The organism is Massilia horti, from assembly GCF_004614195.1.
Lineage (GTDB): Bacteria > Pseudomonadota > Gammaproteobacteria > Burkholderiales > Burkholderiaceae_D > Telluria > Telluria horti.
In genome coordinates this window covers 1-22,756 of the sequence record NZ_SPUM01000130.1, presented here as the reverse complement: position 1 = coordinate 22,756, position 22,756 = coordinate 1, and the positions used below count along the sequence as shown (strand labels likewise).

General features: G+C 64.4%; 18 protein-coding genes and 1 other RNA gene. 9 read left to right on the top strand and 10 right to left on the bottom strand.

The window, feature by feature from the left end; all coding sequences use genetic code 11:
* Positions 1–2 precede the first annotated feature (2 nt).
* Genes E4O92_RS19600 through mraZ form a run of 5 tightly spaced genes read right to left on the bottom strand, consistent with a single transcriptional unit; the run spans position 3 to position 4,974 of the window.
* Positions 3–1,538: a UDP-N-acetylmuramoyl-L-alanyl-D-glutamate--2,6-diaminopimelate ligase gene (locus tag E4O92_RS19600; RefSeq protein WP_135191345.1), complete on the bottom strand. Its 1,536-nt coding sequence runs from the start codon at positions 1,536–1,538 to the stop codon at positions 3–5.
* Positions 1,538–3,313: a peptidoglycan D,D-transpeptidase FtsI family protein gene (locus E4O92_RS19595; RefSeq protein WP_135191344.1), complete on the bottom strand. Its 1,776-nt coding sequence runs from the start codon at positions 3,311–3,313 to the stop codon at positions 1,538–1,540. Before E4O92_RS19595 ends, E4O92_RS19600 begins: the two co-directional genes overlap by 1 nt.
* The gene (gene ftsL, locus E4O92_RS19590) at positions 3,310–3,582 is read right to left on the bottom strand and encodes a cell division protein FtsL (RefSeq protein WP_135191343.1); all 273 of its coding nucleotides are present in this window, start codon (positions 3,580–3,582) and stop codon (positions 3,310–3,312) included. Before ftsL ends, E4O92_RS19595 begins: the two co-directional genes overlap by 4 nt.
* The gene (gene rsmH, locus E4O92_RS19585) at positions 3,579–4,559 is read right to left on the bottom strand and encodes a 16S rRNA (cytosine(1402)-N(4))-methyltransferase RsmH (RefSeq protein ID WP_167759838.1); all 981 of its coding nucleotides are present in this window, start codon (positions 4,557–4,559) and stop codon (positions 3,579–3,581) included. The genes ftsL and rsmH overlap by 4 nt, the downstream gene beginning before the upstream one ends.
* Positions 4,546–4,974, bottom strand: a complete 429-nt coding sequence (gene mraZ / locus E4O92_RS19580) for a division/cell wall cluster transcriptional repressor MraZ (protein WP_135191341.1) — start codon at positions 4,972–4,974, stop codon at positions 4,546–4,548. Before mraZ ends, rsmH begins: the two co-directional genes overlap by 14 nt.
* A gap of 523 nt (positions 4,975–5,497) precedes the next feature.
* Between mraZ and E4O92_RS19575 the strand changes: the two genes are divergently transcribed.
* The 4 genes from E4O92_RS19575 (at position 5,498) to E4O92_RS19560 (ending at position 12,332) form a co-directional block, all read left to right on the top strand.
* Positions 5,498–6,448, top strand: a complete 951-nt coding sequence (locus E4O92_RS19575) for an AAA family ATPase (RefSeq protein ID WP_135191340.1) — start codon at positions 5,498–5,500, stop codon at positions 6,446–6,448.
* Positions 6,449–6,819: 371 nt separating this feature from the next.
* Positions 6,820–8,193, top strand: coding sequence for a TolC family protein (locus E4O92_RS19570; protein WP_167759837.1), 1,374 nt, complete (start codon positions 6,820–6,822; stop codon positions 8,191–8,193).
* Complete coding sequence (locus E4O92_RS19565) at positions 8,190–9,221, top strand: efflux RND transporter periplasmic adaptor subunit (protein WP_135191338.1); 1,032 nt, start codon at positions 8,190–8,192, stop codon at positions 9,219–9,221. The genes E4O92_RS19570 and E4O92_RS19565 overlap by 4 nt, the downstream gene beginning before the upstream one ends.
* 12 nt (positions 9,222–9,233) lie before the next feature.
* Complete coding sequence (locus E4O92_RS19560; protein WP_135191337.1) at positions 9,234–12,332, top strand: efflux RND transporter permease subunit; 3,099 nt, start codon at positions 9,234–9,236, stop codon at positions 12,330–12,332.
* Between the two features lie 159 nt (positions 12,333–12,491).
* On the opposite strand, the gene E4O92_RS19555 is transcribed toward E4O92_RS19560, so the two are convergent.
* The 4 genes from E4O92_RS19555 to E4O92_RS19540 all read right to left on the bottom strand — a co-directional run bounded on the left by E4O92_RS19555 (position 12,492) and on the right by E4O92_RS19540 (position 16,031).
* A complete protein-coding gene (locus tag E4O92_RS19555; protein WP_135191336.1) occupies positions 12,492–13,022 on the bottom strand; it encodes a hypothetical protein in 531 nt (176 codons plus the stop codon).
* A gap of 17 nt (positions 13,023–13,039) precedes the next feature.
* Positions 13,040–14,536 carry a glycerol kinase GlpK gene (gene glpK, locus E4O92_RS19550; RefSeq protein WP_135191335.1) on the bottom strand — a complete coding sequence of 499 codons (1,497 nt, stop codon included), beginning with the start codon at positions 14,534–14,536 and terminating at the stop codon, positions 13,040–13,042.
* 26 nt (positions 14,537–14,562) lie between these two features.
* Positions 14,563–14,889: RNase P RNA component class A (rnpB, locus tag E4O92_RS19545), an RNA gene on the bottom strand.
* A 35-nt stretch (positions 14,890–14,924) separates the two neighbouring features.
* Positions 14,925–16,031: a S41 family peptidase gene (locus E4O92_RS19540; RefSeq protein ID WP_167759836.1), complete on the bottom strand. Its 1,107-nt coding sequence runs from the start codon at positions 16,029–16,031 to the stop codon at positions 14,925–14,927.
* A 145-nt stretch (positions 16,032–16,176) separates the two neighbouring features.
* Between E4O92_RS19540 and E4O92_RS19535 the strand changes: the two genes are divergently transcribed.
* Positions 16,177–17,871 carry a thiamine pyrophosphate-binding protein gene (locus E4O92_RS19535; protein WP_135191333.1) on the top strand — a complete coding sequence of 565 codons (1,695 nt, stop codon included), beginning with the start codon at positions 16,177–16,179 and terminating at the stop codon, positions 17,869–17,871.
* 7 nt (positions 17,872–17,878) lie between these two features.
* On the opposite strand, the gene E4O92_RS19530 is transcribed toward E4O92_RS19535, so the two are convergent.
* A complete protein-coding gene (locus tag E4O92_RS19530) occupies positions 17,879–18,088 on the bottom strand; it encodes a hypothetical protein (RefSeq protein WP_135191332.1) in 210 nt (69 codons plus the stop codon).
* A gap of 294 nt (positions 18,089–18,382) precedes the next feature.
* Between E4O92_RS19530 and ftsY the strand changes: the two genes are divergently transcribed.
* The 4 genes from ftsY to rpoH all read left to right on the top strand — a co-directional run bounded on the left by ftsY (position 18,383) and on the right by rpoH (position 22,674).
* Positions 18,383–19,534: a signal recognition particle-docking protein FtsY gene (gene ftsY, locus E4O92_RS19520; protein ID WP_135191331.1), complete on the top strand. Its 1,152-nt coding sequence runs from the start codon at positions 18,383–18,385 to the stop codon at positions 19,532–19,534.
* A 6-nt stretch (positions 19,535–19,540) separates the two neighbouring features.
* Positions 19,541–20,200: a cell division ATP-binding protein FtsE gene (locus E4O92_RS19515; protein ID WP_135191330.1), complete on the top strand. Its 660-nt coding sequence runs from the start codon at positions 19,541–19,543 to the stop codon at positions 20,198–20,200.
* Positions 20,197–21,117 carry a permease-like cell division protein FtsX gene (gene ftsX / locus E4O92_RS19510; protein ID WP_135191329.1) on the top strand — a complete coding sequence of 307 codons (921 nt, stop codon included), beginning with the start codon at positions 20,197–20,199 and terminating at the stop codon, positions 21,115–21,117. The genes E4O92_RS19515 and ftsX overlap by 4 nt, the downstream gene beginning before the upstream one ends.
* Positions 21,118–21,789: 672 nt before the next feature.
* Positions 21,790–22,674 carry an RNA polymerase sigma factor RpoH gene (gene rpoH / locus E4O92_RS19505; RefSeq protein ID WP_206076910.1) on the top strand — a complete coding sequence of 295 codons (885 nt, stop codon included), beginning with the start codon at positions 21,790–21,792 and terminating at the stop codon, positions 22,672–22,674.
* Positions 22,675–22,756: the final 82 nt, after the last annotated feature.

Sequence of the window (22,756 nt, the reverse complement as noted above, 5' to 3'; positions counted from 1 at the left end):
GTTCAGTGTGTCCTCATCATCGTTGCCAGCGCCGTCAAGGCCAGCGCTGCATGGTCGGCATCGGAGAATGGAATCTTCTTGCCTTTGATTTCTTGATAGGGCTCGTGGCCCTTCCCGGCCAGCAGGATCACGTCCTGCTTGCCAGCGTGTTTGATCGCGTACAGGATCGCGGCGGCACGGTCTTCGATCGCCTGTAAGCGCGAAGCCGCATAGTTCTGGTCCATGCCCGCGACGATCTGGGCGATGATCGCGCCCGGCTCTTCGCTGCGTGGGTTGTCGCTGGTGACCAGCACCTGGTCGGCGATCTGCGAGATCGCGCCCATCTGGGGACGCTTGCCCGGATCGCGGTCACCGCCGCAGCCGAACACGCACCACAGCTGGCCGGCGCGCTCCTGCGCCACCTGGCGCAGGGCTTCGAGCGTCTTTTCCAGCGCATCGGGCGTGTGCGCGTAGTCGATCACCACCATCGGCGCGTCCTGGCCGCCGATCTGCTGCATGCGGCCGGGCGCCGGTTCGAGCGCTTCCAACGCTTCGATCGCACTCTTGAACTGCACGCCTTTGGCCAGCAACGCGCCGAGCACCGCCAGTGCGTTGCTGACGTTGAAGTGGCCAACCAGTTTCGTCTTCACGTTGGCCTCGCCGAACGGCGACTGAAGATGGAACTCGGTGCCGGCGTTGCGGCTCTTCGGCTGCACAGCGCGCAGCATCGCCACGCCGTCGATGGCCGGCTGTTCGTGTTCGCTCTTCAAGGTGTAGCCGGTGACCGGCGGTGCCTTGCCGCTCGCTGCCAGGCGTGCGACGAAGCGCTGGCCGGCCGGGTCGTCCAGGTTGATCACCGCCTGCTTCAGGCCCGGCCACTCGAACAGCTTGAGCTTGGCCGCTTCGTAGCTGGCCATGTCGCCGTGGTAGTCCAGATGGTCGCGCGTAAGGTTGGTGAAGATCGCCACGTCGAAGTGCATGCCGGCGGTGCGGTGCTGCTCCAGGCCAATCGACGACACCTCGATCGCGAGCGCGCCCGCGCCAGCGTCGCGCGCACCGGCCAGTTTTTCGGCCAGCAGCACGGCATCGGGCGTGGTGTAGCCGGTGGCATCGAACTCGGCTTCGCCGCGGCCCTTGAACAGGCCCACGCCAAGGGTGCCGATCACCGCGGCCGTTTCGCCCAGCCGGGCCAGCGCCTGGCCGATCCAGACCGCGATCGAGGTCTTGCCGTTGGTGCCGGTGACGCCGACGGTAAACATGCCGGCATCTGGCGCGCCGTAGCAGGCGTGCGCGATGGGGCCGGCGTTCTTCTTCAGGTCGGCCACGGCCAGGTGCGCTGTCGCCAGCGATTCGTCCCACGTGAAGCCGCGCTCGTCATACACGACGGCGGCGGCGCCCTGTCCGATGGCGGAGGCGATGTACTGGCGCCCATCGCTGGCCTCGCCCGGATAGGCGAAAAACACGTCACCCGGTTGCACACGCCGCGAGTCCGAAACGAGTCGGCCGCCTGGTGCGGCGGCTCGGATCCACTGGCAGATGTCGTGCAGGCTCATGGCCATCACATGCTCTCCTCTAGAGGATGTTCCGGGATGATGATGTCGGTGACCGACGAATCGGGCGGCACGTTGGCCGCGCGCAGTGCGCTGGCGGCCAGTGCAGCAAAGGTCGGCGAGGCGACGTCGCCGCCGTAGTGCGACCCGGCGCGCGGATCGTCGACCATGACGGCGATGATGAAGCGCGGGTTCGACATCGGCGCGATGCCGGCAAACGAGCCGACGTAACGGGTCTGCGAATAGCGTCCGTCGATCACTTTCTGCGCGGTGCCGGTCTTGCCGCCCACGCGGTAGCCGGCGATCTGCGCCTTCGGTGCGGTGCCCTCGGGGCTTACGACCGATTCGAGCATTTCGCGCATTTCGGCCGCGGTCTTCTTCGAGATCACCTGCTGGCCCACGGGCTGTTCGGTCACCTTGGTGAACGACAGCGGAATGATGTCGCCGTCACGCGCGAAGATCATGTACGCGCGGGCCAGTTGCAGCAGCGAGACGGTAAGACCATGGCCGAAGGCCATGTTTGCCTGCTCGACCGGACGCCACGATTTGTACGGCCGCACCCGCCCCGCCACTGCACCGGGAAAGCCGAAACGCGGCGCCTGGCCGAAGCCCACCTTGGTAAACAGCTCCCACATCTCCTGCGCCGGCATTTGCTGCGCGAGCTTGATCACGCCCACGTTGGACGATTTTTGGATCACCTGGCTGACCGTCAGCAGGCCGTGCGCATGCGAGTCGCGGATGGTTTTGCCGGTGACCACGATGCGGCCGGGCGCGGTGTCGATCACGGTGTCGGGCTTCGCGCGTCCGGTCTCGAGCGCGAGCGCCACCGCAAACGGCTTCAAGGTCGAACCGGGCTCGAAGGTGTCGGTAATCACGCGGTTGCGCAGCTGCTCGCCGGTCAGGTTGCGGCGGTCGTTGGGGTTGTAGCTGGGCCAGTTAGCAAGCGCCAGCACTTCGCCGGTGTGCACGTCGAGCACCACCGCCGCGCCGGCCTTGGCGTTGAACTTCTCGACCGCGGCCTTCACGTTGGTAAAGGCGATGTACTGCAGCTTGCTGTCGACCGACAGGGTGATGTCCTTGCCGTCGTGCGGCTCGCGCGACAGGCCGACATCCTCGATGATGCGGCCCAGGCGGTCCTTGATCACGCGGCGGCTGCCGGGCTGGCCGACCAGCGCCTTCTGCTGCGCCAGCTCGATGCTCTCCTGGCCCACGTCCTCGACGTTGGTAAAGCCGACCATGTGGGTCATCACCTCACCCTGCGGGTAGAAGCGCTTATATTCCTTGCGTGTGTCGATGCCGTCGATCTTGAGCTTTTCAATCTGCGCGACGACATCCATCTCGACCTGGCGCTTGAGGTACACGAAGGTACGGTCCGAATCGAGCTTCTTGCGCAGGTCGCTTTCCGGCATCTCGAGCAGGCGCGCCAGTTCGCGCAGCTTTTCGGGCGGCGCCTTGAGCACGTCCTCGGGAATCGCCCACACCGCCTTGACCGGCAGCGACGAGGCGAGCACCTGGCCGTTGCGGTCCAGGATCTTGCCGCGGATCGCGGGCAGCTCGAGCGTGCGCTGGTAGCGCCGCGCGCCCTCCTCTTGCAGGAACTCGGTCGACATCGCCTGCAGCCACAGCGCGCGGCCGCCGAGCGCAAGGAAGGCCGCGAACAGCGCGATCAGCACCAGGCGCGAGCGCCAGTCCGGCAGGCGCATGGCCAGCACCGGGCTCTTGGAAAACGCGACGCCCTTGGAGGCGGCGACGCGCGAGCTGCTGTTCCCGTTGGAGCGCTTCATTTGCCGCCCTCCGTCAAATACTGGGTACGGGCAGGGGTCAGCGGCGTCATGTTCAGCTCCGTGCGCGCGATCTGCTCAATGCGCTCATTCTTGCCGAGCGTGGACTGGTCGAGCTGGAGCTGGGCCCAGTCGATGTCGAGCTGGCGCTGTTGCTGCTGCAGGCGCTCCAGGTCGATGAACAGGTGGCGCGCCTGGTAGCGCGCGTTCACGACCGACAGCGCGCAGCCGACCAGGAGCGTGGTGAGCACGACGTTGATCTTGCCGATCATGCCCCGCCTCCCAGGCGTTCGGCCACGCGCAGCACCGCCGAGCGGGCGCGCGGGTTGGCGTCGACCTCGTCGTCGGACGGCTTGATCCTGGCGACCAGTTTCATCTGCGGTTGCGGCAGGTCGGCGGCGCGGATCGGCAGGCGGCGGTCGGGCTGTTCGACCTTGGCCTTGGAAGCGAGGAACTGCTTGACCATGCGGTCTTCCAGCGAATGGAAGCTGATCACGGCCAGGCGCGCGCCGGGGGCGAGCATGTCAAACGCGGCGCTCAGGCCGACTTCGAGGTCCTCAAGCTCTTGATTGATGAAAATCCGGATAGCCTGAAAGGTCCGGGTTGCCGGATCCTTGCCCTTTTCGCGAGTCTTGACCGCGTCTGCCACGATTGAGGCAAGCTGCCGTGTGCCTGAAATTGGCTCGATTGCCCGGCGAGCAACAATCGCCTTTGCAATCTGAAAAGCAAACCGTTCTTCCCCATAATCGCGTATCACCTTTTCCAATTGTTGTTCTGGCACGCTCGCCAGCCAGTCGGCCGCCGACATCCCGCGCGTCGTGTCCATCCGCATGTCGAGCGGACCATCCTGGCGGAACGAAAAGCCGCGCGCGGCATCGTCCACCTGCGGCGACGAGATGCCCAGGTCGAGCAGGATGCCGTCGACCTGGCTAATGCCGCGCGCCGCCAGCGCTTGTTTCATCGTCGCGAAACTTTCATGAACGATGGAAAAGCGCGGATCGTTGACCTGTTCGGCTGTCGCAATCGCCTGCGGGTCCTTGTCGAACGCGATCAGGCGGCCGGTGTCGTCCAAATGCGACAGGATCAGGCGGCTATGACCGCCGCGGCCGAACGTGCCATCTATATAAATACCGGACGCACGCGCGCCATCCAACTGGAGCGCGTCGACCGCTTCGTCTAGCAGCACCGTACGATGCTGAAAACCGGGCACCGTCAATGGAGTCGTCACAGGTGCCTCAGAAGGAGAAATTAGAAAGAACATCGGGCATACCACCGGCCACGGCTTGCGCCTCGTTTTCGGCCAGCTTGGCGGCATCCCAGATTTCGAAATGGCTACCCATCCCGAGCAGCATCACTTCCCGGTCCAGCCCGACTGCGGCGCGCAATTCAGGCGAAATAAGCACGCGCCCGGCGCCATCCATCTCGACATCGCAGGCGTTCCCGAGGAAAATGCGCTGCCACGCGCGCGCCTGCATCGGCCACGCGGCGATTTGCTCGCGGTGCTGTTCCCAGACCGGACGGGGGAAAAACAACAGGCAGCCGTGCGGGTGCTTGGTCAGCGTCATGCGGCCTTCGCACTGCTGCGCGAGGGCGTCACGATGCTTGGCCGGTATTGACATCCGCCCTTTTGCATCGAGATTGATTGCTGACGCGCCCTGAAACACGTTGTACCTGGTTTTGGAGAGTTATCAGTTTAGTTGTTTTGGGTGTCCGGGGTGTTCAATTCCCCCCACAAAACTACACTTTTTGCCACCATTTCCCACTTTAGAGGAAGCATTGACCGTGGTCAAGCGAATTCACACTTGGAAAATGCGAAATTTTCCAATTAAATTAAGGACTTAGCGCGCTTCGCTGAAGTTAGGTAAAGTAAAAATATCCCGTAAAATTAGACACTTAGAAAAGACAGTGAAAGTGCTACCTCATCTGTACACATGGGTTTGAAGCGGGTTTCACGCGAGTTTTACGTTTACTTACATCTTCAAAATGACAGGTGGTTGGTCTGTCACAGCACCGCGCGAACCTGTCAGCCACGCTCTGCTGTTCCAAATTGCAGATTCACGCGCGAAGGTTTAGGATGAGACCAAGCGATGACCCGGACCGTTCTCGGCTCGCTCAGCGGTCCTGGTAGCGGTTGGCGTGAGCGAGCCTGCGCTGGCGAGCAATTTTTCGCCGCAAAAGGAGATAGCTGTGAGCATCACCCTCGCCCGGACCCGCGCCGTCTACGACTTGAACGAAGTACAAGGCGCGCTCGACCGAAGCCGCGGGCGGTCACCCGAACTCGAAGCGTTCTACGAACGCATGCTCGATTCTGGGGCCGAACGTTTCGTTACCACTCCCTCTTCCGTTGACGCCCTCGATCCGCTGTTCGAGGAATGCCCGAATTTCGACGAAGTGCTGGACGACCTGTCGCGCTACCTGCGCCTGGCCCAAATGGGCGACCGGGGCTTTAATGTCATGCCAATCCTGCTGCTGGGCGGGCCGGGTGTCGGCAAGACGCACTTTGCCAAACGCCTGGCCAAGGTAATGCAGACCGACTGTGAATTAATTAGCATGAATGCGCTGACCGCCGGTTTTGTCATCACCGGCAGCTCGGCGAGCTGGCGCGGGGCCAAATGCGGCAAAGTGGCCGAACGGCTGGTGCGCGGACAATTCGCCAATCCGGTGCTGGTGCTCGATGAAGTGGAAAAAGCGAGCGGCTCGAGCCAGTCAGATCCGCTGGCGGCGCTGTACCAGTTGCTGGAACCGGAAACGGCCTGCGCGTTTCGCGACGAATTTATCGACGTCGAAATCGACGCCTCGCAGATTTTTTGGGTACTGACTGCTAACAGCACGGAAGGCATTCCGCATCCTTTGCTGAACCGGATGGCGGTATACGAAGTGCCGGCGCCCACGCCGGAGCAGGCGGCGGGGATCGCGCAGCGCATCTATGCGGGCCTGCTGCGCGAAATGAACCTGCCGGCGTTCGAGGACAAGCTGGCCGCTGCCGTGCTGGACAAACTGGCGTCGGTCTCGCCGCGCGACCTGCGCAAGACGCTGCTTGACGCACTGGGCCATGCGGTGGCGGCCGGGCGCGAGCATGTTCTCACAGAAGATATCCGGCTCAAGACCACTCCGGGCAAAGGGCGCATCGGATTCTGACGAAATGACCGGAACACGTGCAGCATCGTAGGGTGCGCACCTGTGCGCACGCGGTCATCGTATGGGGGCCTGCGGCTGCTGTGCGAGTCCGCTACGTTCGCGAACCGCGTGCGCACAGGTGCGCACCCTACGATCCTCCGCCGCACTCGTAACTTTATCTTGTCGCTTGCGCGCACGCCGTAATTACTTGCGCTTAACAAAAAGCTATTTCTCCCTGTACAATCTGGCTCTTTAAACATGCACTTGGGCAAGCCCGGTGCATGATCCGGAGAGATCAGGGAGCCCGAATTTTGCCAAGCCCGAGCCAATCATTCGAGCCAAGGCAGTCTGCGCGTGGCACGGCCACAAAACGCCAGCTTGGCAAAGCGGCGGTGGCGCTGCTATGCCTGCTGCTCTCTTCCTGCGCTCACCAACGTTACGACCCGCGGCCGGTATCCCTCGACGGCATCGCCAGTCAGATCGAGGCCCATTCCCTCGACTCGCCCGAACTGCGCGCCTTCGTCCAGGCCCACTACCCAGACAAGGCATGGCCGCCGGCGCAATGGGATCTGGACGCGCTCACGCTGGTCGCCTTCTTCTACAACCCCGATCTCCAGGCCGCGCGCGCCAGGCTGGCGAGCGCCGACGCCGCGCAGATCACCGCGGCCCAGCGCCCCAATCCGGTGCTCGGCCTGTCGTCACAGCGCACGCTCAACCAGATGGCGGGGATTTCGCCATGGACGCTCGGGCTGCTGCTCGACATCCCGATCGAAACTGCCGGCAAGCGCGGCTACCGGATGGGCGAGGCGGCCCAGCTCGCGCAATCGGCACAGCTGCAACTGGCGGGCGCGGCGTGGGATGTCCGGAGCCAGCTGCGCACGCAACTGCTCGCGCTGTGGTCCCTGTCCGGAAAGGCCCAGCTGGTGCGGCGTCAGGCCGAACTTGAACAAACCTTGAGCACGATGCTCGAGAAGCGGCTCGCCGAGGGTTATGCCTCGGCGTGGGAACTGAACCAGCAGCGGCTGGCCGCGCTGCAGTCGACCCGGGACGCACTCGCAGCGGAGCGCGACGCCCTCGCCGCCCGGGTCAAGCTGGCCGCGATCCTCGGCCTGAAGGCGGACGCGTTCGCGCACGCCCAGCTTGACCTCGCCGCATTCGACCGGCAGACGCCCGAGCCGCCTGCGCAAGCGATCCGGCGCCAGGCCTTGCTGGGCCGGGCCGACGTGCGCTCTGGCCTGGCCCAATACGAGGCGAGCCAGGCGGCGCTCCAGCGCGAGGTGGCGAAGCAGTATCCGGACCTGCATCTTGGCCCCGCATACACCTTCGACCAGGGCGCGGACAAGCTGGGCTTCGACCTCAGTAATATAGAACTGCCGATCTTTAATCGCAACGAAGGCCCGATCGCCGAAGCGCGCGCGCGGCGCCAGGAAGCCGAAGCCAAGGTCCGGCAGCTCGAGGCCAAAGCCTTTTTTGATGCCGACAGCGCGCTCGTCGCCTACCACGGCGCGCACGCGATTTTCCAGCAGGCCGCAACGCAGCTCGCCGTTCAACGCCGGCAGCTGGGCGTCGCCGGGCGCGCGCTCGAACTGGGCGCGGACGACCGCATGGCGCTGGTACTGGCCGAAAAGGCCGAGCTGGCCGCACGACTCGCCCAGTTCGATGCGACGTTCCAGGTGCAGCAGGCGCTCGGACAGATCGAAGACGCGATGCAGCTGCCGCTTACCTCCACCATGATCCCTTTGCCTCCCAACCCGCCGGCCAAATGAGCGTATCGAAAAAAACCATCTTTAGAGGCGCGCTGCTGCTGGCGCCGACCATCCTGGCCCTGTTGCTGGTCGGCGGATACTGGTTGAGCCGCGAGGAGATCGCCAGGGAACAGGCGCGCGAGGCGCCGGTACCGAGCACGGTGGGCATCGAAGTGGTCAAGGGCGTCACCACGCTGACGGTGGATCGGGTGTCGCAGGAGCGCAGCGGAATCGTCACTCAGCCAATCGGCGCGGCGACGCAGGCGAACGGCCCGGTAGTCTACGGCGTGGTGATCGATGCCCAGCCGCTGGTGGAACTGGCCGCGCGCCACGCAGCAATGACGGCGGAACTGAGCGCGGCAAGGCAGCTGCTGGCATCAAACGGCGCCGAAGCCAAGCGGGTCCAGGCGCTCTACCACGACCAGCAGAACGTCTCGCTCAGGGCGCTGGGTACGGCGCAGGCGGCGGAAGCGGAAGCGGCAGCGCGGGCCAACACGGCCCGGGCCAACCTCGATTCGGTGGCCGCGGCATTGCGGCAGCAGTTCGGACCAGTCCTCGCGACCTGGGCAGATTCGCCCTCCTCCCCGCGGCTGGCGCCGTTCGCGGCCCGGCGCGAAGTGCTGGTCCGCTTCGTGTTCGCATCCGTTGATCAGGCGCCGCCAGCGCTGGCAGTGCAGACGGATAACCACGAGCCGCTCACGGCGACGCGGGTGTCAAGCGCGCCGCAGACCGACCCTGGCGTACAGGGCCACCCGTTCATCTACCGCTCGGCCGCTCCGATCGCAGCCGGCACGCGCGTCATGGCGCACTTGAGCGGCGCGCAGGCAGGCTTGCGCATTCCGGCCGAATCAATCGTCTGGTACGGCGGCCAGCCCTGGGCCTTTGTCCGGACCAGCGACACCCGTTTCGAGCGGCGCGCGGTGGAGCAAGGCATGCCTTCCAATGGCGACTTCATGGTCACGCGCGGGTTCAAGGCCGGCGAACAGGTGGTCACCCAGGGCGCGCAACTGCTGCTGTCCGAAGAAAGCCGCGCCCTGCTGAATAAGTAAAGCGCCAGCGACATGATCACTCGAATCATCGACTTTTCGGTACGCCTGCGCGGCGTGATCCTGGCCCTGGCCTGCTTGGTGTTTGGATACGGGATCTACGCGCTCAGCCAATCGCGGCTGGACGTGTTCCCTGAATTTACCCCGCCACTGGTGACGATCCAGACCGAGGCGCCGGGCCTGTCGGCCGACCAGGTCGAGCAGCTTGTCACGCAGCGCATCGAAAACGTGCTGGGCGGCGCGATCGGGCTGGAATCGATGCGTTCGCAGTCGATCGCGGGCGTGTCCGTGATCACGCTCATCTTCAATGACGCCACCGACATCCACCGCGCACGCCAGACCGTCGCCGAGCAACTCACGACGGTGGCCGGAACCCTGCCCGCGGGCGTGGCCGCGCCGGCGATGACGCCGCTGAGCTCGTCGAGCAACCTGGTGCTGGGGATCGGGCTCACCTCCAAGAAGCTCTCCCTGATGGAGCTGCGCAGCGTGGCCGACTGGACGATCCGGCCGCGGCTGCTGAGCAGCCAGGGCGTGTCCGACGTCGGCATCTACGGCGGCGAGATCAAGCAGTATCAGGTGCGGGTCCAGCCGGACAAACTGGTCAAGTACGGGCTGTCGCTGCAAGACGTGGTCAAGGCGGCGCAGCGCGCAACCGGCATCCGCGGCGCGGGCGTGCTGGATACGGCGAACCAGCGCCTGGTGGTCAACACGATCGGCCAGTCCACCAGCGCCCAGCAGCTCGGGCAGGTCGCGCTGCTGCACAAGAACGGCGCGACGGTGCGGCTCGCGGACATCGGCGAAGTGGTGGTCGGGCAGGAGGTGCCGGTCAGCGGCGCCAATATCCAGGGCGGGCGGGGCGTCGTCCTCATGATCAGCAACCAGTACGGATCGGACATCGTCTCGGTTACCAAGAACGTGGAAGCGGCGCTGGCCGAATTGCGTCCGGCGCTGGAAGCGCGCGGCATCGAGCTGCATGCCGACCTGTTCCGGCCCGCGAACTTCATCGTAGCCTCGATCGACCACCTGCGCATTGCGCTGCTGGTCGGCGGCGCGCTGGTCGTGATCGTGCTGTTCCTGTTCCTGTTTAACGTGCGAACGGCGTTCATCTCGCTCACCGCCATTCCGCTGTCGCTGCTGTCCGCCGTGATCGTGCTCCACCACTTCGGCGTGCCGCTCAACACGATGACGCTCGGCGGCCTGGCGATCGCGTTGGGCGAAGTGGTGGACGATGCGATCATCGACGTCGAGAACATCTACCGGCGCCTGCGCGAAAACCGCCAGCTGCCGCAACCCAGGCCTGCGATCGAGGTCGTAATCGGCGCTTCCACCGAAGTGCGCGGCGCGGTCATTTACGCCACCTTCATCGTGGCCCTGATCTTCCTGCCGGTATTGAACCTCTCGGGCGTGGCGGGCAAGCTGTTCGCGCCGCTGGGCATCGCGTACATCCTCGCGATCATGGCTTCGCTCGTGGTTGCGCTGACCGTCACCCCTGCGCTCTGCTACGCGATGCTGGCCGGGCATGAAGAGGATAAGGAAGAGCCGCGCGTGAACCGCTGGCTCAAAGAGCGTTACACCGGCATGCTCAGACAGGTGGAACGGCACTGGGGGCTGGCCCTCGTCGCGTTTCTCGGCTTCCTGCTGCCGGCGTTGATCGCACTGCCGTTCTTCGGCAGGGTCTACCTGCCGGAGCTAAATGAAGGCCACTTCATCGTCCACATGCAGGCGGCGCCCGGCACCTCGATACAGGAGTCGATGCGGGTCGGCGCGCGCGTGAGCAAAGCACTTCTCGAGATCCCGTCGGTGCGCTCGGTGGCGCAACGCGTCGGTCGGACGGCGCGCGGCGTCGACGTGTTCGGCCCGCAGTACAGCGAGTTCGAAGTCGACCTCAAGCCCGGCCTGGGCGCCGAGGAGCAGGAGCTGGCGATGGCGGACATTCGCGGCAAGCTGGCCAACTTCCCCGGCCTGCTGTTCAGCGCCGAGACCTTCCTGACCGAGCGGGTGGAAGAGACGATATCCGGCTACACAGCGCCGGTGATCGTCAACGTGTTCGGCCCCGACCTCGACGTGCTCGACCGCCTCGGCCGCTCGGTCGCCAAGGCGCTCAATGGCGTGCCAGGGGCTGCGGCCGTCACCGTGCAGGCGCCGCCGGCGCTGCCGGAACTGTCGATCCGGCTGCGGCAGGACCAGCTCACGCGCTGGGGCCTGGCGCCGCTGGACGTAATGGACGCGATCCAGGCCGCTTACGGCGGTGCTGAAATCGCCCAGGTCTTTGAAGAGAATGCGGTGTATGGCGTGGCAGTGATGCTGGCGGACGAAGCTCGCCGCAGCCCCTCACAGGTTGGCAACCTGCCGCTGCGCACCGCGGACGGCGCCATGATCCCATTGGGCCGGTTGGCCGATATCCGGCAGACCGACGGGCGCTACCTGATCCTGCACTCGGGTGGCCAGCGGCTGCAGACCGTGACGTCGCAGGTCCACGGCCGCACCGTCAGCGAATTCGTGACCGAAGCACGCAAGCGGATCGCAGCCGATATCAAGCTTCCGGCCGGGTATGACGTGGCCTTTTCAGGCGAAGCCCAGGCGCAGGCAGCGGCGCAGCGAGAGTTGATCATCAACTTCGCCGTCGTGGCCGTGATCATCTGCGTGCTCGTGTTCCTGGCCTTGCGCAGCACGCGCGCATTGCTGCTGGTGCTGGCCAACCTGCCGTTTGCGCTGGTGGGCGGCGCGCTCACCGTCTTCGCAACGGGCGCCGTGCTGTCGATCGGGTCGATGGTTGGTTTCGTCACGCTGTTCGGCATCACGCTGCGCAATTCGATCATGCTGATCTCGCACTACCAGCATCTGGTGCAGGTGGAAGGCCATCCATGGAATGCCGAAACCGCCACGCTGGGCGCAAGCGAGCGGCTGGCACCGATCCTTATCACGGCGCTGGTGACAGGGCTTGGCCTGTTGCCGCTGGCGGTGACGACCGGAGAACCCGGAAATGAGATCGAAGGGCCGATGGCGGTGGTGATCCTCGGCGGGCTGGTGACGTCGACGCTGCTTAATTTGCTGGTGATGCCGGCGCTGGCGCTGCGGTTTGGACGATTCGAACGCCGGACCGGCCAAGCTTAATACGTTTAGCAAAATCCCTGCTCGCCATCAGGCAGCGGCTAACGAGGAGAAATCTTGGGAATCAGTCTGATTATCGAACGGCGCAACGGAGCGAATGCCATTTCCTTGGAGGAATGGCGACAGCTGGTCTCCAAATGTAATGGTCGAAAACGGGGCGAATCATAGCATTCGAATAAAGTGCAACTTTTCGCGACCATCGCCTTTTGATGCTGCCCACGCCCGCAGTCGTTGTAGAGTGCCAGACTCCGTTGCTTCAGTCACGCCGGGACGCTGGACGATAAAAATCGTATTTGTCGGCGTCTTATCACATTCAACCGCCCGGCTTGCTGAGCCGGCGCTGCCCTGGCTAACACCAGCGGAGCCATCATGGCAGTGATAGTGATGCAAGGCGAGTCCAAGTATTACCCTTCTGTTCAGGTCAACGATCGCACCGAGCTTTTCCACGCAGCTATGCAGTCGGCATGCATCCAAAAGAGGCTCAGAAGATCCCTCCACGATGGGAGTCTGGGCTGGCCCCATCAATTCGAATATCGTCTGACTGGCGAGTGCATCAGGTATATATGAATCCATTCTCTGGGAACGAAAGATTCCCGGGCTATCCGCTTCGATAATTTCACGAATACTATCTTCGATTGACGCCCGTGCCAGCGCATTCGTCGAAAGGAAAAACAACAAAAACAGGAGCGGCATCTGATCTCCCCTCGCATTCAAGCCGATTCGGGCACGGCCCATGACTTCGCGTGCTCGACGGCGCGCGCCCAGCGCGCCATGAGCTCGTCGCGCCGCGCGCTCGTCATCTGTGGCTCGAAGCGGCGTTCGACGCGCCACTGTGCGGCGATTTCTTCCTGCGTCCGCCAGAACCCGAGCGCCAGACCAGCAAGATAAGCGGCGCCAAGGGCGGTGGTTTCGGTCACCTGCGGACGGATCACAGGCACTTTCAACAGGTCGGCCTGGAACTGCATCAGCATGTCATTGCGCGCGGCGCCGCCATCGGCCCGCACCTCGGACACCGCGCAGTCTGCGTCCTTCTGCATCGCCGCCAGCAGCTCGGCGCTCTGGTACGCGATCGCTTCCACCGCCGCGCGGGCGATGTGGCCGGCGGTGGTCCCGCGCGTCATGCCGACGATCGTTCCCCGCGCGTACGGGTCCCAGTGCGGCGCCCCAAGGCCGACGAATGCGGGGACCAGCATGACGCCGCCGCTGTCGGGGACTGAGAGCGCCAGCGCCTCGACCTCGCCCGACTGCCTGATGATGCCCAGCCCATCGCGCAGCCACTGCACCGTGGCACCGCCCATGAACACGCTGCCTTCGAGCGCGTAATCGGTGCGCCCGTCGATCTTCCAGCCTACGGTCGACAGCAGGCGGTTGTGCGAAACGGCCGGCCGTTCGCCCGCGTGCATCAGCATGAAGCACCCGGTGCCATAGGTGTTCTTGACCATGCCCCTGCGATGGCAGGCCTGGCCGAAGGTTGCCGCCTGCTGGTCGCCGGCGATGCCAGCGATGGGAATGCGGCGGCCGAACCATTGTTCATCAGCCGCGCCCACCGCCCCCGAGCTCGCGACCACCTCCGGCAGGAGGGACGGGGGAATGCCGAACAGATCGAGCAAGTCCTCGTCCCAGCGCATGGTGTGGATATTAAAGAGCATGGTGCGCGCGGCGTTGCTGGCGTCGGTGACGTGGCGGCCGCACAGCTTGAACACGAGCCAGCTGTCGACGGTGCCGAAGGCCAGTTCGCCGCGTTCAGCGCGCACGCGGGCGCCTGGCACATGATCGAGCAGCCATTGCAGCTTGGTCGCGGAAAAATAGGCGTCCAGTTCGAGGCCGGTCCTGGACTGGACGAGTTCTGCCTTGCCTTCCCCGCGCAGGCGGTCGCAGGCCTCGGCGGTGCGCCGGTCCTGCCAGACGATCGCGCGGCCTATCGGCGCGCCGCTAGCGCGGTCCCACACGAGCGTGGTTTCGCGCTGGTTGGCGATGCCGATGCCGGTCACCTGTTCGGCCGACACCCCGGCCTGGCGCAGCACCTCGCGTGCGCAGGCTAGCTGGCTGTTCCAGATGTCGAGCGCGTCGTGCTCGACCCATCCGGGCTGGGGGAAATGCTGGGGATATTCGCGCTGCGCCGTGGCATGGACCTGCCCCTGGCGGTCGAACAGGATGGCGCGCGAACTGGTCGTGCCCTGGTCGAGGGCAAGAATGTATTGCTGCATCGTGCCTCCCCAGGGGGTGGGAATTCAAGTAAAGCAGGCCGATAGGCCGGATTCTGTGTAGCGGTTGCCCGCTATGACAGCCATTCCTCTAGGCGCCGAATTACTCCGGCGCTCAAGCTTCCTACCCGCACGCTCCGCGAGCAACATCAACGCGTGCCTATTTGGAATTGCTCCAGGTGGAGGTTACCGCGTTTCACCGTAACTTAATACGCTCGTCTCTGTGGCCCTATTCCTCGCCTTATACCCGAAGGCTTTCGGCGGACGGCCGTTAACCGTCACCCTGCTCTATGGAGTCCGGACCTTCCTCCCGCCAACGCCTTGCGGCGTCGACCAGCGGCTGTCTGGCCTGCTTCACGGAATGTATTTTAACCGATGCAGCCACCACTGGTCACTGCGGCCGCAGCGTGCCGCCGGCGAGCCAGCGCTGCACCTGCCGTACTTCGGCATCGTGGGCGGCGTCGTCAACCGGCTTGGGCAGCAGCAGGACGTCCGGCTGCACGCCGATCTGGTCGATCGGCATCAGCGGCAGGCGCAACGAGCGCGACGTTGCGTACATCAAGGTGCGCTTGCCGGATGGAAGCTTATGGGGACGCATGTTGGAATAATCGAGCGAGCCGTAGGTGGGCCGGCCGACCAGCTTGACCTTGAAGCTGCCGCGCACTGCCAGCAGGAACTGCTCGCAGCTGCTGCCGCATTCGTTATCGACCAACACGGCCACGCGCGCCGGCTGGTGAGTCTCAAGCTTTTCCTGGCGAATGTAGGTAATGCGTTCGTCGCTTGACATCACATAGGTGCCAGGTTTGCCTCCCTGTACCGCGCGCACCACCGGCTCCATATGTTTGGGGCAAGACTCAGTGTCGCCGAGCAGCTCGCAAACTGCCGTATGGCCAATCGCATTGTCCGGCGTCGCCAGCCATTCGATCCTGTGCAAGACGTATTCCCCATCCAGCAGCCACGGCAGCAAGGGCGTGTAGGTCGAATCCGATCCGCCATTGTTCTTGCGCACGTCAATGATCCAGTTCTTGTGCGTTTCCAGCTCGGCCCGATGCCCGGAAATGAGCGCCTCGACCGCGCCCTTGTAGCGGGGGTCGAAAGTGCCGAAGGCGAACAGGATCGTGTCCTTGTCCAGCACCTTGAAGACCGGGGCGCGCGCATCGGCCTGCGCCTTGTCTTGTGCGGCCGGCCCGGCGCCAAAGGGGGAGTTGCCTTCGGTCGACACCGTCAAGTGTCCCGGCCGCCACGCGCGCAGATAGCCTTTCAGGACGGTTTCACAGGCGGCCAGGTCAGCGGCCTTGGCGGCTTCCCCTTGGGCCTTGCGGAACGCTTCCTCGATCGCCTTTCCATGATGGTCAAGCTCGGCTGCCGCGCCGGTATCGTTCGCCGGCAAGTATTTGGCAATGGCGTCGAGGTCGGTCACGCATTCGGACGCGGCATCGGCGGCGTAAACGCTGCCAAAAGGCAGGGACAGCAACAGCGGAAACAGGAACTTGTACATCGCTTTCACCATATCAAACAAACAAGCCGAGCATCATACCGTCGAGGCGCCGCGTTTTCTGTAATTTTGTGTCGCCATTTCAAAAGCCTGCTGTGAGCCGCTCGCATAGAATTTCAGGTATTGAACCAACAAGGATGACTGAACCATGACGTTTCCATCCCGCACCGGCGGCCAGATCCTGGTCGATGCGCTCCAGATCCACGGCGTGGAGATTGCCTTCGGCGTGCCCGGCGAAAGCTACCTCGACGTGCTCGACGCGCTGCACGATTCGGACATCCGCTTCGTGATCAACCGCCAGGAGGGTGGCGCGGCGTTCATGGCCGAAGCCTACGGCAAGCTGACCGGCACACCCGGGATCTGCTTCGTCACCCGCGGGCCGGGCGCGACCAATGCCTCGATCGGCGTGCACACGGCCTACCAGGATTCGACCCCGATGATCCTGTTCATCGGCCAGGTGGGCGGCGACTTCATGGACCGCGAGGCGTTCCAGGAAATCGACTACCGCCGCATGTACGGCCAGATGGCCAAGTGGGTGGCGCAGATCGACCGCGCCGAGCGCATCCCGGAATACATCGCGCGCGCATTCCAGGTGGCGACCAGCGGCCGTCCGGGCCCGGTGGTGCTGGCCCTGCCGGAGGACATGCTGGTCACCAAAGCGGCGGTGGCCGATACCCGCCGCTACCAGCCGGTACAGGCCGCACCGTCCGCCGCGCAGATCGAGACGCTGCGCGCCATGCTGGCCGCGGCCAGCCGGCCCATCGTCCTGCTGGGCGGTGGCGGCTGGAACGCCCAGGCATGTGCGGACCTGCAGCAGTTCGCCATGGCCAACGCGTTGCCGGTGGGGTGCACATTCCGCTTCCAGGACCTGCTCGACAACACGCATCCGAACTACGCCGGTGACGTGGGCATCGGCATCAACCCCAAACTGGCGGCGCGCGTCAAGGACGCGGACCTGGTCATCGCCATCGGCCCGCGTCTGGGCGAGATGACCACCGGTGGCTATTCGCTGCTCTCGGCACCCATACCGCGCCAGCGCCTGGTCCACATCCATGCCGATCCGGAGGAGCTGGGCAGCGTGTATCAGGCCGACCTGATGATCTGCAGCGGCGCGCCCCAGGTGACCGCCATGCTGGCCGCGATGGAACCGCTCGACGCCAGCGCGTGGCGCCACACCGTGGCCGAAGCGAAGGCCGATCTGGAGGCATGGCAGGCCGAGCCCCCGGTGTTCCGCGAAGGCGAGGCGCCGCTCAATTTGTGGCAGGTGGTGCAGGAGCTGATGGAGGCACTACCGCGCGATACGATCATCACCAACGGCGCCGGCAATTACGCGACCTGGGCGCACCGCTTCTACCGTTATGGCCCGATGCGCACGCAGTTGGCGCCCACCAGCGGCGCGATGGGCTATTCGGTGCCGTCTGCCGTGGCGGCCAGGATCGTCGACCCGGAGCGCACCGTGGTCGCCTTCGCCGGCGACGGCGAGTTCATGATGACGGGGCAGGAACTGGCCACCGCCGTGCAGTACCAGGCCGGCGTGCTGTTCATCGTGTTTAACAACGGGACGTTCGGCACCATCCGCATGCACCAGGAACGCGAGTATCCGGGCCGGGTGTCAGGAACGACGATTCGCAATCCGGATTTCGCGGCCCTGGCAAAGGCCTATGGCGCGCACGGCGAGGTGGTGGACCGCACCGAGGACTTCGCGCCGGCGCTGGCACGCGCGCTTGCGCACACGAGGCAGCAGGTGCCGGCCCTGATCGAGCTGCGTTATGACGCCGACCTGATCACGCCGAACGCGAGCCTGGCGACGATCCGCAAGAACGCGCAGGCGGCCAAGGCTTGACTGCCCCTTATGGCACCAGCCCCGGGGCGCTCTCCAGCCCCGGTGGCATCGGCAGCGGCTTGTCGTAGATGCTGGGCGGTTCGCCGCCGGGATGGGTCAGGAACAGTGCGACCAGCGCGATGAACAGCCAGGCGATCACGCTGCGTACCGCCTGCGCGCCGTTGGCCACGACCTTATCGCCGGCGATGATCCGTTTAAGATATCTGGAAATTTTCACGATCGGTCCCATCTGTTTTTCTACTTTTGTTCGTAATCTATACCAGTTAAGAAAGGTTTTCCAGCCGCGCACGGTTGGGATAGCTGTCGCGTTGCAAAAACCGCTTTGCGCGGGCGCAGTTTGCGCCTGCTCAGCATAAGACCACCTGACCCCGCTTTTTGTTCAGTCGGGTGGCCTTGACAAGCAAACATGTGGCGGAGAATTACTCCCCTGCTGGTAAAATACGCGCGACCCGATTCCTGATACCCGCTTGTTGCGGGCCTTTTCACGCAGTCTCCTGCACCAAACCAACGAATGTTTAGTTTTTTCAAGAGAAAAAAAACTGAAGCCGAGCAGGCAGCAGTCGAGCAATCCGCGCCCGAAGCTGCGCCAAGCGCCGCACCCGAGCCCGCTCCCGCTCCCGCTCCCGCTTCGAGCCAAGCGCCCGAGCAGCCGTCGCTGCTGCGCCGCTGGTTCGGCGCAAACGGCCAGGCCGAAGCGCCGCAAGCCGCGCCCGAAGCCGAGCTGTTCCCCGAGACCGCCGAGCGCCCGACCACGGAAGCCGAAAGGAAGACCTCCTGGATGGCGCGCCTGAAGGCGGGCCTGGCCAAGACCTCCAACAACCTGTCGCTGCTGTTCGTCGGCGCGCGCATTGACGAGGACCTGTACGAGGAACTCGAGGCCGCGCTCCTGATGTCGGACGCCGGCATGGACGCGACCCAGTACCTGCTCGACAACCTGCGCCGCAAGGTCAAGGAAGACAAGCTGCTCGATCCGGCCGCGGTCAAGAACGCGCTCAAGGAGCTGATGATCGATTTGCTGCGCACGCTGGAAAAGCCGCTGGAGCTGGGCCGCCATGAACCGCTGGTGATGATGATCGCCGGCGTGAACGGCGCCGGCAAGACCACCAGCATCGGCAAGCTGGCGCGGCACATGCAGACCTACGAGCAGTCGGTGCTGCTGGCCGCCGGCGACACCTTCCGCGCCGCCGCCCGCGAGCAGCTGATGGTCTGGGGCCAGCGCAACAACGTGACGGTGATCTCGCAAGCCTCGGGCGACCCGGCCGCGGTGGCGTTCGACGCGGTCCAGTCTGGCAAGGCGCGGGGCATGGACGTGGTCATGGTCGACACCGCCGGCCGCCTGCCGACCCAGCTGCACCTGATGGAAGAGCTCAAGAAGATCAAGCGCGTGATCGGCAAGGGCATGGAAGGCGCGCCGCACGAAGTCCTCTTGGTCATCGACGGCAACACCGGCCAGAACGCGCTGGCCCAGGTCAAGGCGTTCGACGACGCGCTGCAGCTCACGGGCCTGATCATCACCAAGCTGGACGGCACCGCCAAGGGCGGCGTGCTGGCCGCGATCGCGCGCACGCGACCGGTGCCGGTGTACTTCATCGGGGTCGGCGAAAAGCTGGAAGACCTGCAGCCCTTCAAGGCCGAGGAATTCGTCGAAGCGCTGCTCGGATAAAGGCCCATGATCGAATTTAAGTCCGTCTCGAAAAAATACTCATCCGCCGCATTCGCGCTGCACGACGTCTCCCTTAGTGTCGCCAAGGGCGAGCTGGTCTACCTGGCCGGCCCGTCCGGCGCCGGCAAGTCGACCCTCCTGAAGATGATCGCGGCGGTCGAACGCCCGACCAGCGGACAGGTGATCGTGAACGGCCATGACATCAGCAAGATCAAAAAATCCGCGGTGCCCTTCCTGCGCCGGAACCTGGGACTGGTGCTGCAGCACCAGCGCCTGCTCAACGACCGCGACATCCTGGCCAACGTGATGCTGCCGCTGATCGTGACCGGCGCTTTGACGTCCAATGCCGAACAGCGCGCGCGCGCGGCGCTCGACAAGGTCGGGCTGCTCGAACGCGCCAGGGCCAACCCGATGGAACTGTCGGGCGGCGAGCAGCAGCGGGTGGCGATCGCACGCGCGATCGTCAACCGTCCGCAGATCATCCTGGCCGACGAGCCGACCGCAAACCTCGACCGGGTGGCGGCCGACAAGGTGATCGAGGCCCTGCGCGCCTTCAATTCGGTGGGCGTGACCTGCATGATTTCGACCCACGATGAGCAGGTGCTCGGCTCGGGCGCACGTGTGATCCGGCTCGAAGCGGGCGCGCTTGCGGGAGGCGCGGCATGAGCATCTGGCTGCGTCAACACCGTTTCGCGCTCGGCGCGGCGCTTGCCAACGTGCGCAAGGCCCCGGGCAGCTTCCTGTTCAACGTGGTCGTGATCGCGATCGCGCTGGCACTGCCATTCGCCGGGCTCACACTGCTCGACAACGTGCGGCCGCTGTCGGAACAGTTGTCGGTCGATCCCGAGATCAGCCTGTTCATGAAGCCGGACGCCACGCGCGAACAGGCGCAGGCGGTCGCGCCGCGGCTGGCCGGCATCGTCAAGAACGGCCGCTCAAGAATCGCATTCGTGCCGCGCGAGCAGGCGCTGGCTACGCTCAAGGACAAGAGCGGGCTGGCGGACGTGATCGAGACGCTGGGCGAGAATCCGCTGCCGGACAGCTATGTGATCAAGCTCGAAGGCTTCGCCAGCGCAGGCGACGCGGCGCGGATCGACACGATTGCCCAGGCCTTGCGCGCGCTGCCGGGCGTGGACACGGTGCAGGTCGACTCGGCCTGGGTCAAGCGGCTGGCCGCGCTGCTTGGGGTGCTGCGGCTGGTGCTGCTGCTGCTCGCGATCACGCTGGGCATGGTGGTGATTGCCGTCGTGTTCAACACGATCCGCCTGCAGGTGCTGACCCAGCGCGAAGAGATCGCGGTGTCCAAGCTGTTGGGCGCGACGGATAACTTCATCCATCGCCCGTTCTACTACACTGGCGCCCTGCTTGGCTTGTGCGCCGGCGCGATCGCGCTGGGTGCGGTGGCGCTGTCGCTGCGGCCCCTGAACACGGAGATTGCGCAGTTTGCGCGCCTGTATGCGTCCGAGTTCCAGTTGACGGCGCTGGCGCCGCCGGCGCTTGCGGGGCTGCTCGCGATTAGCGCCGGGTTGGGGTTGGTTGGCGCGATGCTGTCGGTGCAGCGGCATTTGGCACGCCTGAACTGACTGCCGAGGCATCGTAGGGTGCGCACCTGTGCGCACGCGGTCACCGTGTGCCGACTTGCGGCTGCCGCTTCGTTACGCTGCGTTCGCGAACCGCGTGCGCAGCAAAGCTGCACACCCTACGACGCCTCCGCCAAGTCGTGCTGCCGTTCAGGCAATCCTTCTGTTTTTCCGAAGAAATCCTTCTACGAACTTCGCTTTTACCTCCCGGCATCACACCCTATACTGGGTCGCGAACGTGCGTGATCCAACAGAAGTCCGGTTAGCGCGCCTTTAACCTGTCGTTACACCCAGTTCCAGCAATTCGAACGAAACGCTTGATCTATCTCAATAAGAGTTTCTGCGTGTAACTCTACAGTTGAATCTGCCATTTTTTTGCTTCTTGATGGCAACAACTTTGGCCAGGCTTAAAGGCCCATCGTCGGTCCGTTGAGGTTGCTAGCACTCACCACAGGAGAGTGCTAATATATGACCTGACAGCATGACGGCAGAGTGTCCGACAACTGCCGCCAGCGAGGGTAACGGCCGTAACAGTCATGTCTTCGGGAACTTTTTCCGCAGCAGACTGACTTAGAGGTTGTTTCAGAATGCGCAGGGCAAGGAGTCGCAAGCCAGCCATGCCCGTTCTGAAACGGCCTCTCACGCAGCAACGATTACACTACGAGGGAAAAGATTATGTCCGCACAATCCGCATTGGTTCCAGCCGGCAGTCGTGCTCTTGGCTTCTCCGGCAATATCGGCAACATTGACGCCTACATCTCGGCTGTCAACCGCCTGCCGATGCTGAGCCAGGAGGAGGAAGTCTCGCTGGCCCAGCGGCTGCGGGAGAAGAACGACCTGGAAGCCGCGCAAAAGCTGGTGCTGTCGCACCTGCGCCTGGTCGTGTCGATCGCGCGCGGCTACCTCGGTTACGGCCTGCCCCACGCCGACCTGATCCAGGAAGGCAACATCGGCCTGATGAAGGCGGTCAAGCGCTTCGACCCGGGCCAGGGCGTGCGCCTGGTGTCGTACGCGATGCACTGGATCAAGGCCGAGATGCACGAATACATCCTGAAGAACTGGCGTCTGGTCAAGGTCGCGACGACCAAGGCCCAGCGCAAGCTGTTCTTCAACCTGCGCAGCAACAAGCAGGGCCTGGACGCGATGACGCCGGGCCAGGTCGACGAACTGGCCAAGATGCTCGACGTTAAGCGCGAAGACGTGATCGAGATGGAAACGCGCCTGTCCGGCCGCGACATCGCGCTCGAAGCGCCGACCGACGACGATGACGACAAGTTCTCGCCGATCGCCTACCTGTCGTCGGACCAGCAGGAACCGACCAAGGTGATCGAGGCGGAGGAAGTCACGCGCCTGCAGTCCGAAGGGCTGGAAAGCGCGCTGTCCAAGCTCGACCCGCGTTCGCGCCGCATCATCGAGGCGCGCTGGCTCGCCAACGACGACGGCTCGGGCGCGACGCTGCACACGCTGGCCGAGGAATTCGGCGTGTCGGCCGAACGCATCCGCCAGATCGAGGCGGCGGCGCTGAAGAAGATGAAAGGTTCGCTGGCGGCGTACATCTGAGCGTTCAACACTTCACGACAAAGGCATCTGCGGGTGCCTTTTGTTTTGGCCGTCGTAGGGTGCGCACCTGTGCGCACGCGGT

Bases quoted from the DNA above. Each gene is read 5' to 3' on its own strand.
- E4O92_RS19600 (WP_135191345.1), bottom strand. From the start codon at position 1,538: ATGGCCATGAGCCTGCACGACATCTGCCAGTGGATCCGAGCCGCCGCA.
- E4O92_RS19595 (WP_135191344.1), bottom strand. From the start codon at position 3,313: ATGAAGCGCTCCAACGGGAACAGCAGCTCGCGCGTCGCCGCCTCCAAG.
- ftsL (WP_135191343.1), bottom strand. From the start codon at position 3,582: ATGATCGGCAAGATCAACGTCGTGCTCACCACGCTCCTGGTCGGCTGC.
- E4O92_RS19565 (WP_135191338.1), top strand. From the start codon at position 8,190: ATGAGCGTATCGAAAAAAACCATCTTTAGAGGCGCGCTGCTGCTGGCG.
- E4O92_RS19560 (WP_135191337.1), top strand. From the start codon at position 9,234: ATGATCACTCGAATCATCGACTTTTCGGTACGCCTGCGCGGCGTGATC.
- E4O92_RS19555 (WP_135191336.1), bottom strand. From the start codon at position 13,022: ATGCCGCTCCTGTTTTTGTTGTTTTTCCTTTCGACGAATGCGCTGGCA.
- glpK (WP_135191335.1), bottom strand. From the start codon at position 14,536: ATGCAGCAATACATTCTTGCCCTCGACCAGGGCACGACCAGTTCGCGC.
- E4O92_RS19540 (WP_167759836.1), bottom strand. From the start codon at position 16,031: ATGTACAAGTTCCTGTTTCCGCTGTTGCTGTCCCTGCCTTTTGGCAGC.
- E4O92_RS19535 (WP_135191333.1), top strand. From the start codon at position 16,177: ATGACGTTTCCATCCCGCACCGGCGGCCAGATCCTGGTCGATGCGCTC.
- ftsY (WP_135191331.1), top strand. From the start codon at position 18,383: ATGTTTAGTTTTTTCAAGAGAAAAAAAACTGAAGCCGAGCAGGCAGCA.
- E4O92_RS19515 (WP_135191330.1), top strand. From the start codon at position 19,541: ATGATCGAATTTAAGTCCGTCTCGAAAAAATACTCATCCGCCGCATTC.
- ftsX (WP_135191329.1), top strand. From the start codon at position 20,197: ATGAGCATCTGGCTGCGTCAACACCGTTTCGCGCTCGGCGCGGCGCTT.
- rpoH (WP_206076910.1), top strand. From the start codon at position 21,790: ATGTCCGCACAATCCGCATTGGTTCCAGCCGGCAGTCGTGCTCTTGGC.